Annotated in this window: 11 protein-coding genes; 9 read left to right on the top strand and 2 right to left on the bottom strand. The window is 72.9% G+C overall.

All coding sequences use genetic code 11. From position 1 onward, the window contains the following. Positions 1-35 precede the first annotated feature (35 nt). The 3 genes from AC1DYZ_RS07590 to AC1DYZ_RS07600 all read left to right on the top strand — a co-directional run bounded on the left by AC1DYZ_RS07590 (position 36) and on the right by AC1DYZ_RS07600 (position 2,667). The gene (locus tag AC1DYZ_RS07590) at positions 36-1,004 is read left to right on the top strand and encodes a DnaJ C-terminal domain-containing protein (protein WP_477064593.1); all 969 of its coding nucleotides are present in this window, start codon (positions 36-38) and stop codon (positions 1,002-1,004) included. A gap of 2 nt (positions 1,005-1,006) precedes the next feature. Next, positions 1,007-1,429 carry a heat shock protein transcriptional repressor HspR gene (locus tag AC1DYZ_RS07595; RefSeq protein WP_477064594.1) on the top strand — a complete coding sequence of 141 codons (423 nt, stop codon included), beginning with the start codon at positions 1,007-1,009 and terminating at the stop codon, positions 1,427-1,429. 71 nt (positions 1,430-1,500) lie between these two features. Next, the gene (locus AC1DYZ_RS07600) at positions 1,501-2,667 is read left to right on the top strand and encodes an aminotransferase class V-fold PLP-dependent enzyme (RefSeq protein ID WP_477064595.1); all 1,167 of its coding nucleotides are present in this window, start codon (positions 1,501-1,503) and stop codon (positions 2,665-2,667) included. Positions 2,668-2,851: 184 nt separating this feature from the next. Here AC1DYZ_RS07600 and AC1DYZ_RS07605 read toward each other — a convergent pair whose 3' ends face one another. Continuing rightward, on the bottom strand, positions 2,852-3,553 hold the full coding sequence (locus AC1DYZ_RS07605) for a GntR family transcriptional regulator (protein WP_477064596.1): 702 nt from the start codon (positions 3,551-3,553) through the stop codon (positions 2,852-2,854). A gap of 119 nt (positions 3,554-3,672) precedes the next feature. Here AC1DYZ_RS07605 and AC1DYZ_RS07610 point away from each other — a divergent pair, with 119 nt between their 5' ends. From AC1DYZ_RS07610 to AC1DYZ_RS07635, 6 genes are all read left to right on the top strand, one after another. Then, positions 3,673-4,761: a DUF1989 domain-containing protein gene (locus AC1DYZ_RS07610; RefSeq protein WP_477064597.1), complete on the top strand. Its 1,089-nt coding sequence runs from the start codon at positions 3,673-3,675 to the stop codon at positions 4,759-4,761. Beyond that, a complete protein-coding gene (locus tag AC1DYZ_RS07615) occupies positions 4,754-5,404 on the top strand; it encodes a flavin reductase family protein (protein ID WP_477064598.1) in 651 nt (216 codons plus the stop codon). Before AC1DYZ_RS07610 ends, AC1DYZ_RS07615 begins: the two co-directional genes overlap by 8 nt. A gap of 35 nt (positions 5,405-5,439) precedes the next feature. Beyond that, entirely contained in the window at positions 5,440-6,621 is a 1,182-nt protein-coding gene (locus AC1DYZ_RS07620) for an ABC transporter substrate-binding protein (RefSeq protein ID WP_477064599.1), read from the top strand. A 105-nt stretch (positions 6,622-6,726) separates the two neighbouring features. Then, complete coding sequence (locus AC1DYZ_RS07625; RefSeq protein WP_477064600.1) at positions 6,727-7,707, top strand: ATP-binding cassette domain-containing protein; 981 nt, start codon at positions 6,727-6,729, stop codon at positions 7,705-7,707. Beyond that, positions 7,707-8,534: an ABC transporter permease gene (locus AC1DYZ_RS07630; protein ID WP_477064601.1), complete on the top strand. Its 828-nt coding sequence runs from the start codon at positions 7,707-7,709 to the stop codon at positions 8,532-8,534. Before AC1DYZ_RS07625 ends, AC1DYZ_RS07630 begins: the two co-directional genes overlap by 1 nt. Before the next feature lie 158 nt (positions 8,535-8,692). Further along, positions 8,693-9,640: an ATP-grasp domain-containing protein gene (locus AC1DYZ_RS07635; RefSeq protein ID WP_477064602.1), complete on the top strand. Its 948-nt coding sequence runs from the start codon at positions 8,693-8,695 to the stop codon at positions 9,638-9,640. A 3-nt stretch (positions 9,641-9,643) separates the two neighbouring features. On the opposite strand, the gene AC1DYZ_RS07640 is transcribed toward AC1DYZ_RS07635, so the two are convergent. Continuing rightward, a partial coding sequence (locus AC1DYZ_RS07640) for an ATP-binding protein (RefSeq protein WP_477064603.1) occupies positions 9,644-12,141 on the bottom strand: 2,498 nt, incomplete at its 5' end.

Here is a 12,141-nt window from a genome sequence, read left to right on the forward strand (position 1 = left end):
CGGACGCTGCACACAGACTGCAAGGAAGGAGCGGCGTGACCGGACAGGACTGGCTCGAGAAGGACTTCTACTCGGTCCTCGGCGTCCCCAAGGATGCCGACGCCGCGACGATCAAGAAGGCGTACCGCAAGCTCGCGCGGCAGATGCACCCGGACCACAACCCGGGTGACGCGAAGGCCGAGGCGAAGTTCAAGGACGTCGGCGAGGCCTACGCGGTCCTCTCCGACGCCGAGCAGCGCGGCCAGTACGACCAGCTGCGCGCCATGGCGGGCGGCCCCCGCTTCACGTCCGGCGGACGCGGCGGCGCGGGTTTCGACGACGTCTTCGGCGGCATGTTCGGCGGCGGCCAGCAGGGCGGTCGCGTCCGGTACACCAACGCCCCCGGCGGCGCGGCCGGCTTCGAGGACATCCTCGGCGGGCTGTTCGGCAACGGCGGCGGCGCGGGGTTCGCGCCCGGCCCGCAGCAGGGTGCCGACCTCGCGACGAGCGCGACCCTGCCCTTCCGCCAGGCGGTCGAGGGCTCGACCGTCTCGCTCAGCGTCGAGGGCAGGACCGTCAACGCGCGCATCCCCGCCGGCGTGCGCGACGGCCAGAAGATCCGTCTGCGCGGCAAGGGCCGCCCCGGCGACCGCGGCGGGCCCGCAGGGGATCTCGTCATCACCGTCCGCGTCACCCCGCACCCGGTCTTCGCCCTCGACGGCGACAACCTGCGGATCACGGTGCCGGTCGCGTTCGACGAGGCCGCGCTCGGCGCCACGATCGAGGTGCCGACGCTCGACGGCTCCACCGTCCGGGTCCGCGTGCCCGAGGGCACGCCGTCCGGTCGAGCCCTGCGCGTCAAGGGCCGAGGGGTCCCCGGCACCAAGGGCGACCTGCTGATCACCGTCCAGGTCGTCGTCCCGCAGCGGCTGAACGCCGCGGCGCGCGAGGCGGTCCAGGCCTTCGGCATCGCGACCTCGGGTGAGGACGTCCGCTCCGGCCTGCTCGACGCGGCGAAGACATAGCCATGCCCGCCGAGGACGCCAAGGTCTACGTGATCTCGGTCGCCGCCGAGCTGGCCGGCATGCACCCGCAGACCCTGCGCCAGTACGACCGGCTCGGCCTGGTCAGCCCCAGCCGCGCGAGCGGGCGCGGGCGGCGCTACTCCCTGCGGGACATCGCGACGCTTCGTGAGGTGCAGCGGCTGTCGCAGGACGAGGGCGTCAACCTGGCCGGGATCAAGCGGATCCTCGAGCTCGAGACGGAGCTCGACGGCCTGCGCCGGCAGGTCGAGTACCTGCGCGCCTTCGTCGACCCGGGTCGCCGCATCTTCACGGCCGACCCCCGCGGCGACGTCGTCGCCGTCAACCGCACGGCCAGCCGCAGCCGCCGCCCGACGACCACGGCCGACCGCGCCGCCGTGGTTCTCTGGCGCCCGAGCTCCCGCTGACCCACGCGGGCAGCCACTTCCTCGCAGGTGGCCATGGGGTCGACGACGAGCGCTGCCTAGACTCGGCGACCGTGACGATCGACCTCGACAGGGCACGCCGCGACACACCCGGCATCGACCACGTCGCCCACCTCAACAACGCCGGCGGCGCTCTGCGCCCCAGCGTCGTGACCGAGACCGTCGTGGCGCACCTGCGCCGCGAGGCGGAGATCGGCCCGTACGAGGCCGAGGAGGAGGCGGAGGTAAGGGTCGCGGCGGTCTACGACTCGGTGGCGACGCTCGTCGGCGCTCACCGCGACGAGATCGCGCTGGTGCAGAGCGCGACCGCGGCGTGGAACGTGGCGTTCGCCACCCTGAGCATCAAGCCAGGTCAGCGCATCCTCACCGCGCGCACCGAGTACATCAGCAACGCCATCGGCCTCCTGCAGGCGTGCGAGCGCTCCGGTGCGACGCTCGAGGTGATCGAGGACGACGAGCACGGCCAGGTCGACCTCAACCAGCTGGAGCGCAGGCTCGACGACGACGTCGCCCTCGTCGCACTGACCCACGTCCCGACCGGCGGCGGCGTGGTCAACCCCGCGGCCGAGGTCGGCGCCCTCACACGCAGGGCCGGGGTGCCGTTCCTGCTCGACGCGTGCCAGTCGGTCGGCCAGCTCGACGTCGACGTCGACGACCTCGGCTGCGACCTGCTCGCCGCGACCGGTCGCAAGTTCCTGCGCGGCCCGCGCGGCACAGGCTTCCTCTACGCGTCCCGCGCGATCACCCCGCGGCTGGTCCCGCCCGTGCTCGGCCTGGGCGCCGCGCGGTGGACGTCGCCTACCGCCTACGAGGTCGTGCCGGGTGCCTTGCGGTTCGAGACGTGGGAGCGGTCGATCGCCGACAACCTGGGCCTCGGCGCGGCCGTCGACTACGCGCTCTCCGTCGGGCTGCCCGCGATCGAGGAGCGCGTCACCGCCCTCGCGGACCGTCTGCGCGAGGACCTCGCGCAGCTGCCCGGTGTCACCGTGCGCGACAAGGGCCTGCGGCGGTCGGGCATCGTCACCTTCACGGTCGACGGGCGGTCTGCCGACGAGGTGCGCGCCCGCGCCGCTGCCGCGCGCGTGAACGTCAGCGTCACGCGCGTCTCGTCGGCCCAGCTCGACTTCGGCGCCCGCGGCCTGACCGAGGTCGTCCGCGCCTCCCCGCACTACTACACGTCCGACGCCGAGCTGGACCGACTGCTGGCTGCGCTGCGCTGACGCGCACTTTCGGTCGTCGGGAAGCGCGGACGGCCCTGGAGCGGCAGACGTCCGCACGATCGGTCGTCGGAGCGCGCGAATCTGCGGACGTTCCGGGGAGAACAGCGGGGCGTCCGCGCGATCGGTCGTCGGGATGCGCGAATCCGCGGACGTCCGGGCAGGGAGAGGCCCCGGCAGCGTCGGCTCAGTAGCGGCGGAGCACCGCGGCCAGGTCGAGCTGCGCGCCGTCGTCGGCGTCCGCCAGGGTGCGCTCCTCGACGGCCGCGATGTGCTGCACGACGAGCGCCTCGGCCCCGTCGGCGTCCCCGGCGGCGAGCAGCTCGATGAGCTGCCGATGCTCGGCGACCGAGCCGCGCTGGTCGTGGTCGCGCCCGTGCACGGCGAGGATCAGCGCGCAGCGCCAGATCACCTCGCTCAGGTAGCGCTGCAGGAGGGCGTTGCCGCAGAGCTCGGCGAGCAGGATGTGGAACTCCGCGCCGAGCCGGCCGGACACCTGCGGACGCGGCGTCGTCGCCGCTGCGAGCTCGCGCTCCACGTGGGCGGTCAGGGTGTCGCCCATCGCCGGCTGCCACGCGAGGGCGATGCGCCGGACGGCCTCGCGCTCGAGGCACCGGCGCACCTCGAAGGTCTCCTTCGCCTCCGTCAGTGACGGGTCGGCGACGAGTGCGGACTTCGCCTTGCCGGTCTCCACCAGCCCGGCGGTCGTCAGCCGCGCGAGCGTGCCCCGGATGAGGGTGCGGCTGACTCCGTACTGCTGCGCGAGGAGGTCCTCGGGCAGGCGCGTCCCGGGAGGCAGGGCGGCCTCGACGATCGCCGACCGCAGGCTCAGGAACGCGGCGTCGGCACGGTCGGCGGGCCGGGTCGACCCGGCCGGCTGGCGGTCCATGGCGCCACCGTATACGGGCCCCGTCCGACGAAACGCGACCGCAACGTAAGTTTCATGGATGCGAAACCAAGTCGTTCCGTATACCAACTACGGTCGTTCGGTATACGGAAGGACGGTTCATGCCTCAGATCACGGTCCACCTGACCGAGCAGCAGCTCGAGCTGGTCGACGCCTCCCTCGCCGCCCGCGAGGCCGACGACGCCGCCGCCCTGGTACGCCTGGCCCTGCGCGAGTCGGCCACCCAGGTGTCCGGCCGGCCGCACCCGCGCACCACGGGCACCCCGTGGCGCTGGTGGGACGCCGTGGAGGCGCCCGCCGAGCGCGAGGTCCTGCGCGAGCTGGTGATCGAGCCGGGGACCGGGAAGGCCCTCGAGGTCCGGGCCGGTCAGGTGCTGCGCGTCGAGCAGGTGACGGGCGACCAGTGCGTCGACCTCAACGTCTTCAACCTGCACGACTACCGCGAGTTCATGCACGTCGGCCGCACCCGGACGCTGCACGGCACCAACCCCACCGCGGGCACGTTCCTGTGGTCGGCCCCGCCGCGCGAGCGCGCACTGATGTACCTGCAGACCGACACCGCCGGCATCAACGACACCCTGTTCCCGCGGTGCAGCGCCAACATGTACGAGTCGATGCACGGGTTCGCGGACCACACCAACTGCGCGGACATCCAGGCCGAGGCCCAGCGCGAGTACGGGCTCACCCCCGACGACGTGCACGACTCGTTCAACCTGTTCATGGCGACCCGCGTCGTCGACGGGATGCCCGAGATCCTGCGACAGTCCACCGCCCCGGGCGACCACGTCGAGCTGCTCGCCCTGGTCGACGTGCTCGCGGTCCCCAACATCTGCGGCAACGACATCCTGGGCACCAGCAACTTCTCCCTCGACCCGGTGAAGGTCCAGGTGCTCGCCGCGTCGCAGGCGGAGATCGACGCGGTCCCGCCGCTGCAGCAGTACGCCACGCAGCGCACGCCGGCAGACTTCCGGCAGCCGACCATCCGCGCCGAACGTGCCCTGCAGCGGGTGCCCGACTACGAGCCGGCCTTCGCGCGCACCCCGGTCCGCCTGGTCGGGGTGGGGGTGGACCTGGACGAGGTCGACGCCGCGCACCTGGCGGCGGTTCGCGACGAGACCCGTTACGCCGACGACGACGGCGCCGCGCTGCGCGACATCCTGCTCACCTGGTGGGGCGCGACGCATGCCTGAGGGCCTCGACATCGACTTCGACGCCCTCGGCGCCTACGAGCGCTACAAGCTCATGGCCAGCCTCATCGTGCCCCGCCCCATCGCGCTGGTGACGACGACGAGCCCCGACGGGGTGGTCAACGCGGCGCCGTTCAGCATGTTCGGGATGGTCGGCGAGGACCCGCCGCTCCTGATGATCAGCGTGAACCGGTTGGAGGACGGCGCGCAGAAGGACACGGCGGCCAACCTGGATGCCACGGGCGAGTTCGTCGTGCACATCCCCGACGAGGCCATGGCCGCGCGCATGCACCAGTGCGGGCAGTCCTACCCGGCCGACGTCGACGAGCTCGCGATGGTCGGCCTGACCGCCACCCCGGCCCACCGGGTGCGACCGCCCCGGATCGCCGAGGCACCCGTGGCCTTCGAGTGCACCGTCCACGAGCGCATCCTCACCACCAGCCGACAGGTCTACCTGGGCCAGATCCACCACCTGCACGCCGCGCCCGGCCTGATCGATACGGACCGCTGGCGCGTGATGCTCCAGGACTTCCACCCCGTCGGGCGCTTCGGCGCGAGCTTCTACGTGACCACCGGCGACCGCTTCTCGCTCGCCTCCGACGCCGCCGGCACACCCGTGTCGACGACGGACATCGACCAGCTCTAGCCCTGCTCCTCACCTCCCCCGAAGGAGAATCACTCATGGCCATCTCCCGACTGCGCCTCGGCGCGGCCGCCCTGACCGGCATCGTCCTGTCGCTCTCCGTCGCGTCCTGCGCGGGCGACACCCCCGCCGCGTCCGGCGCGACGAGCACCGACGCCGCGATCGGGGCCGTCGACCTCAGCGACGTCTGCCCCGCGACAGTCGTCATCCAGACGGACTGGAACCCGCAGGCCGAGCAGGGCGGTCTGTACCAGCTGCTCGGCCCCAACCCGACCATCGATGCCGACGCCAAGGTGGTGCGCGGCCCGCTCTACGCGAGCGGCGAGTACACGGGCGTAGACGTCGAGGTCCGGGCCGGCGGCCCCGCGATCGGCTTCACGCCGGTCCCGTCGCAGATGTACTCCGACAAGGACGTCCTGCTCGGCTGGGTCAACACCGACGAGGCCGTGCAGAACTCGGTGGCGATGCCGACCACCGCGGTGTTCGCGACGTTCGAGAAGGCGCCCTGGATGATCATGTGGGACCCGGCGACCTACCCGGACGTGCAGACGATCAAGGACCTGAGCAGCACCGACGCCACGGTCCGCTACTTCGCCGGGGCCACCTGGATGGAGTACCTCACCGGCTCGGGTCAGCTGCGCGAGGACCAGATCGACGGCTCGTACGACGGCACGCCCGCCAACTTCGTCGCTGCGCAGGGCAAGGACGCGCAGCAGGGCTTCGCCACCGACGAGCCGTACGTCTACCAGAACGAGCTCCCGTCCTGGGGCAAGCCGGTCGACTACCAGCTCATCGCCGACACCGGCTACCCGCTGTACGCGGTGGCGCTCTCGGTCCGCACGGAGGACGTCACCGCGCAGGCCGACTGCCTCAAGAAGCTCATCCCGGTCGTGCAGCAGGCGACGGTGGACTACTTCGCCGACCCGACGACGGCGAACGCGCTCGTCGTCGAGGCCGTCGAGAAGTTCAACACCGGCTGGGTCTACGACGCCGGCCAGGCCGCCGACGGCACCACGCAGCAGATCGACCTCGGCATCGTGGCCAACGGCCCCGACGGGACGCTCGGCAGCTTCGAGGAGGCCCGGGTGCAGACGATCCTCGACATCGCGTCGCCGATCCTCACCAAGGACGGCACCGCTCCGGCGGAGGGTCTGACGGCCAAGGACCTGTTCACCAACGAGTTCCTCGACCCGAGCATCGCCCTGCCGGCCGCCGGCTGAGCCCAGCGCCCGGGGGAGCGATCCCCCGGGCGCTGTCGGTCGACCGACATCCGCGTGTCAGCCACGTGTCGGCGCCCTGTCAGCGACGCCCGGCACGCTGGGGCCATGACAACAGCTGACCTGGTGATCGAGGCCGAAGGCCTCGTCAAGCACTTCGGCGAGACGAAGGCGCTCCAGGGCGTCGACCTCGCCGTCTCTCGCGGCACCGTCCTCGGCGTGCTCGGCCCCAACGGCGCCGGCAAGACGACGGCCGTCCGCATCCTGTCCACCCTCCTCGTCCCCGACGCGGGCCACGCCCGCATCGGCGGCTACGACGTGGTCAAGGACGCCGAGCGCGTCCGCCAGTCGATCGGCCTCACGGGCCAGTACGCGTCCGTCGACGAGGACCTCTCCGGACGCCAGAACCTCGTGCTCTTCGGCACGCTGCTCGACCTCGGCCGTGCCGGCGCCCGCGCCCGCGCCATCGAGCTGCTCGAGTGGTTCGACCTGACCGCTGCGGCCGACCGGCCCGCCAAGACCTACTCCGGTGGCATGCGCCGCCGCCTCGACCTCGCGGCGAGCCTCGTCGGCCGCCCCGACGTCATCTTCCTCGACGAGCCGACGACCGGCCTGGACCCGTCCAAGCGCGAGGACATGTGGGACGTCGTGCGCTCGCTGGTCACGGACGGCTCGACCGTCCTGCTGACCACCCAGTACCTCGAGGAGGCGGACGCGCTCGCCGACGAGATCACGGTCATCGACCACGGTCGCGTCATCGCGCACGACACCCCCGAGGGCCTCAAGCGCATCGTCGGCGGCCAGACCCTCGAGATCCGCCCGGCCGACCTGAGCCGCATGGAGGAGGCCGCGACCATCCTCGGTCAGGTGTCCTCGGGCACGCCCGCCGAGGAGATCCGCAAGGGCGTCCTGGCCGTGCCGGTGCAGGACGACTCGGCGCTGACCGCCACGGTGTCCCGGCTGGCGAGCGCCGGCATCGGCGTCACCGAGCTCTCCCTGCACCTGCCCAGCCTGGACGAGGTGTTCTTCACCCTCACGGGCCGGACGGCCTCCGAGGACGACACGACCGAGACGAAGGAGGTGGCCTGATGACCACGGTCACCGAGCACCGTTCCCCGCGCGCCGTGCCCACGTCGGCCGCCACCGTCGCGCGCAGGCCGTTCCCGTTGTTCCGGCACTCGATGTCGCTGGCCAAGCGCAGCCTCATCAAGACGTGGCGGACGCCCGAGGCGCTCATCGACGTCACCCTGCAGCCGGCGATCTTCCTCGTGATCTTCGTCTACATCTTCGGCGGGGCCATCGCGGGTGACACGACGACGTACCTGCAGTTCCTGCTCCCGGGCATCCTCGCCCAGACGATCGCGCAGGGCGCCATCGCCATCGGCGTGAACCTCAACACCGACCTGGAGAAGGGCATCTTCAACCGCTTCAAGTCGCTGCCCATCCCGCGACCGGCGCCGCTGGTCGGCGCCGTGATCGGCGACGTCGTCCGGTACGTCATCGTCATCATCTCGACGTTCGTCGTCGGCTACCTCATGGGCTTCCGGATCCTCACGGACCCGCTCAGCGCGATCGCCGGCTGCCTGCTGGCCATCGTGTTCGCCCTGTCGCTGTCGTGGGTCTCCGTCTTCGTGGGCATGAAGGTCCGGACCTCCGGCGCCGTGCAGGGGATCATGTTCCTCATCATCATGCCGCTGAGCTTCGCGTCGAACGTGTTCGTGCCGGCGGCGACGCTGCCCAGCTGGATGCAGACCTTCGTGCAGTGGAACCCGCTGACCCATCTGGTCGCCGCGATGCGCGGGTTCTTCCTCGGGGTCCCGATGGGCAACAGCGTCTACTACACGCTCGCCTGGTGCGTCGGGCTGGTCGCGGTGTTCATGCCGCTGGCCCTGCGGGCGTACCGCCGCAAGGTCTGACCGACCGTCACGACGAAGKGGCGACCCGGCACCGCGCCGGGTCGCCCCTTCGCGCGTCCTGGGTGTCTCATGGCGTGAGAAGCCTCGCGCCGGCACTTCCCCGGCGGGCCGCGGTCCCTACGCTCCGTCCGCTGCCAAGAGCCACGAGAGGACGTCCTGTGAGCACCCCGACCGTCGTCGTCCTGCACGACAACCCCGACTGGTTGCCGCCCTTCGAGCGCGCCTTCGCCGCGGAGGGCGTCCGGCTCGAGACCTGGCACCTCGGCTCGCGGACCCTCGACCTGCGCGAGGCGCCCGACGACGCCGTGTTCTGGTCGCGGCTCAGCGCGTCCGCGCACACGCGCGGCGTGCCGCACGCGTACGACACGGCGTCGGCCGTCCTGAGCTGGGCCGAGGGGGCGGGCCGGCGCGTGGTCAACGGCAGCCGCGTCGCGGCCCTCGAGGTCAGCAAGGTGCGCCAGTACGCGCTGCTGCGGGCCGCAGGGTTCGACGTGCCACGCACGGTCGCGGTCGTCGGCCAGGAGCACCTCGTGGCGGCGGCGCGGGCGTTCGACGGGCCGTTCATCACCAAGCACAACCGGGGCGGCAAGGGCCTCGGGGTGCGGCGGTTCGACTCGGTCGACGAGCTCGCGGAGGCCGTGTCGGCCGGCGGGCTGGAGCAGCCGATCGACGGGATCACGCTGCTCCAGGAGCTGCTCGTCGCGCCGGAGCCGTTCATCACGCGCGCGGAGTTCGTCGGCGGCGCCTTCCACTACGCCGTGCGCGTCGACACGTCCACCGGCTTCGAGCTGTGCCCGGCCGAGGCGTGCGCGGTCCCGGTCGGCGGTGCCGTGCCGCCGCCGCTGTTCTCCGTGCGCGAGGACGTCACGGCCGACCACCCCCTGGTGGTCCGGCTGGGCCGGTTCCTCGCGGACCAGGGCGTCGAGATCGCGGGCGTCGAGTTCTTCGAGACCACCGACGGGCGCGTGGTGCCCTACGACGTCAACACGAACACCAACTACAGCCCCGACGTCGAGGCACAGGTCGCCGTGCCGGCCACCACCGCGGTCGCCCGGTTCCTCGGTGACCTCGCGCGGACGGCCGCCGGCCGCCAGGCAGCCGCCTGACGATCAGGCGAAGTCCGCCGTCAGCTCCCGGATCCGGGCGGCCGCTGCGGTCGAGGGCTGGTCCCGCCACACCGCGAGCAGGCGCTCCCGGTCGTCGTCGTCGCCGAGGACCGTGGCCAGCGGTCCGTCGATCCCCAGCTGGAAGAGCATCACGAGGTTGGCGCCCAGCCGCATGCCGGCGGACCACAGGTTCCGGGCGAGGTCGTCGTCCCCGCGGTGCGCCGCGAGCTCGGCGATGCCGAGGGCGAACCCGCCGAGCACGGGCATGTCCTGGGTGACCAGCGCCTCCGGGGCGACGGAGGAGAGCAGCTCGACGGCGTGCGCCATGGCCGCGGCGCGCTGCCCCTGCATGCCGGCGACGCGCAGGTGGACCACGGCGGCGGCGACCCGGAAGGAGATCCGCGCCTGCGGGACCTGGATCGACATCGACTCCACCAGGGCGGACGCGGCCTCGGCGTCCTGCATCGCCTCGTCCACGCGGCCTGCCCGCCACGCGACGTGCGCGAGCCCGAGCAGGGCCTGCGCGGCGTCGACGTCGTCGACCTGCGACGACGAGGTCACCTCGCGGAGTCGCCGCAGCGCGTCGCCGTCGCCGTCGAGCGCCCGCTGGACGTCGAGCATCACGCGGATGCTCCGGACGTCCTGCATCGCCCCGACCAGCTCGAGGTGACGCAGGCCGCGCGCCAGCCACTCCTGTGCGTCCGCCCCCCCGCGCACGCTCTCCCACTGGCCGACGCCCTGGGCGGCCATCCCCATGCCCCAGTGGTCGCCGATCGACTCGAACTGCCGGTACGCCTCGCGCGCGTCGCCGCTGGAGCGCATCGAGTCGCCGGCGTTCTCCTGGACCGCCGCGCGCATGAACAGGCCGAGTCCGTGCAGGAACGGGTCGCCGCTGGCGATGAGCCTGGCCGCGGCGGCCATGCTGGTGTCGACGTCGTTGGAGCCGATCGCGGGCATCACCGCGGCGAGCGCGGCGATCCGGGTGGAGACGCCGTCGGGCCGCTCGGCGAGCACCAGCCGCAGCGACCGCCACGCCAGGGCAGCGAGCCGCATCGACTCGGAGACGCCCGCGTTGACCTCGGCGAACAGGCAGGTCGCGGCGAGGCGGTCGGCGTCGGGCACGGGGCGGCCGGATGCCGCGCCGGCGTAGAGCGGCGACACCCGGCGGGCCGCGCGGTCGTCGACGAGCAGCACACGCTTGGCCCAGGTGATCACCTCGACGTGCATGCCCCGCACGCTCCACAGGTGGAACAGCGCCGCGGTGATGTCGACCGCGCCGGCCGCATCGTCGTGCTCGACGGCCCAACGCAGCGCCGCGAGGAACGTCTCCTGCTCGGCGGCGCACCGGTCGAAGGACTGCACCTGCCCGGAGCCGATGAACCCCGCGGCCAGCCGGACGGCCTCGGCCCCCGACCACCGGACCAGGCCGGACATGGCCTCTACCCGGTGCCCGGCCGCGTCGAGCCGGGCCTCGCCGTACTCCCGGACGGTCTCCAGCATCCGGTAGCGCGCCTGTCCGCCGTCCTGCTCGTCCAGCGTGAGCAGCGACTGCTCGACCAGCGTGGCCAGCTGGCGGCGCACGGTGGGTGCCGTCCCGGTGCCGGCGACGGCGACGGCGGTGTCCGCGGTGAACGGCGCGGGGATGACGGCCAGCCGCTGGAACAGCTCCCGGTCGGGCGGGTCCAGCAGCTCGCGGCTCCAGTCGACCATCGCCCACAGGCTCGCGTGCCGCTCCGGCAGCCCGCGCAGGGCGTCGTCCAGCAGCGCGAACCGGTCGGTCAGTGCCTCCAGCACGTCGTCGACGGTCATCGACCGCAGCCGGGCGGCGGCCAGCTCGAGCGCGAGCGGCAGGTTGTCCAGGCGGTGGCACAGCTGGAGCGCGCGGTCGGGGTCCCACCCGACGCTCTCCCGACCGGCCCGGGCGCGCGTCTCCAGCAGCTCGAGCGCGTCGGCGTCGGGCAGCATCCGCAGCCGGTGCACCGACTCGCCGACGAGCCCCAGCGGTGCTCGGCTCGTCGCCAGCACGACCACGTCCGGGGAGGCCACGGCCAGCAGGTCGCCGACGACGACCGCGGCCGCGTCCAGCACGTGCTCGCAGTTGTCCAGCACCACCAGCCCGTCGAGGTCCTGGGCGGCCAGCCGCAGGCGGTCCTCGGGGGTCAGCAGGCGCCGGTCGATCGTCGTCAGGTCCGCGCGTGCCGCGGTGGTGTCGGAGCCGCCGAGCGCCGCGAGCACCGTCGGCAGCACCTCGGCCGACGCGCGGAGGCCGGCCAGCTCGATCACGCGGACCGACCCGCCCGCGGCGACGGCGCGCCGCGCGACCTCTCCCGCCAGCCGGGTCTTGCCGGCCCCGCCGGTCGCGACGATCGTGACCAGCGCCGACGAGCCGAGCGCGACCTCGACCTGCGCGACGTCGTCGTCGCGGCCGACCAGCGCCGTCGCGGGGCGTCGCCAGGCGGCCGGCAGCGCGAGGACGGCGCGCTGCGGGGCCGGAGCCGGCG

It is taken from the genome of Cellulomonas sp. P1_C4, from assembly GCF_056406355.1.

Coding starts and splice junctions, on each gene's coding strand:
- AC1DYZ_RS07595 (WP_477064594.1), top strand. CDS start 1,007: ATGCCCGCCGAGGACGCCAAGGTCTACGTGATCTCGGTCGCCGCCGAG.
- AC1DYZ_RS07605 (WP_477064596.1), bottom strand. CDS start 3,553: ATGGACCGCCAGCCGGCCGGGTCGACCCGGCCCGCCGACCGTGCCGAC.
- AC1DYZ_RS07610 (WP_477064597.1), top strand. CDS start 3,673: ATGCCTCAGATCACGGTCCACCTGACCGAGCAGCAGCTCGAGCTGGTC.
- AC1DYZ_RS07615 (WP_477064598.1), top strand. CDS start 4,754: ATGCCTGAGGGCCTCGACATCGACTTCGACGCCCTCGGCGCCTACGAG.
- AC1DYZ_RS07620 (WP_477064599.1), top strand. CDS start 5,440: ATGGCCATCTCCCGACTGCGCCTCGGCGCGGCCGCCCTGACCGGCATC.
- AC1DYZ_RS07625 (WP_477064600.1), top strand. CDS start 6,727: ATGACAACAGCTGACCTGGTGATCGAGGCCGAAGGCCTCGTCAAGCAC.
- AC1DYZ_RS07630 (WP_477064601.1), top strand. CDS start 7,707: ATGACCACGGTCACCGAGCACCGTTCCCCGCGCGCCGTGCCCACGTCG.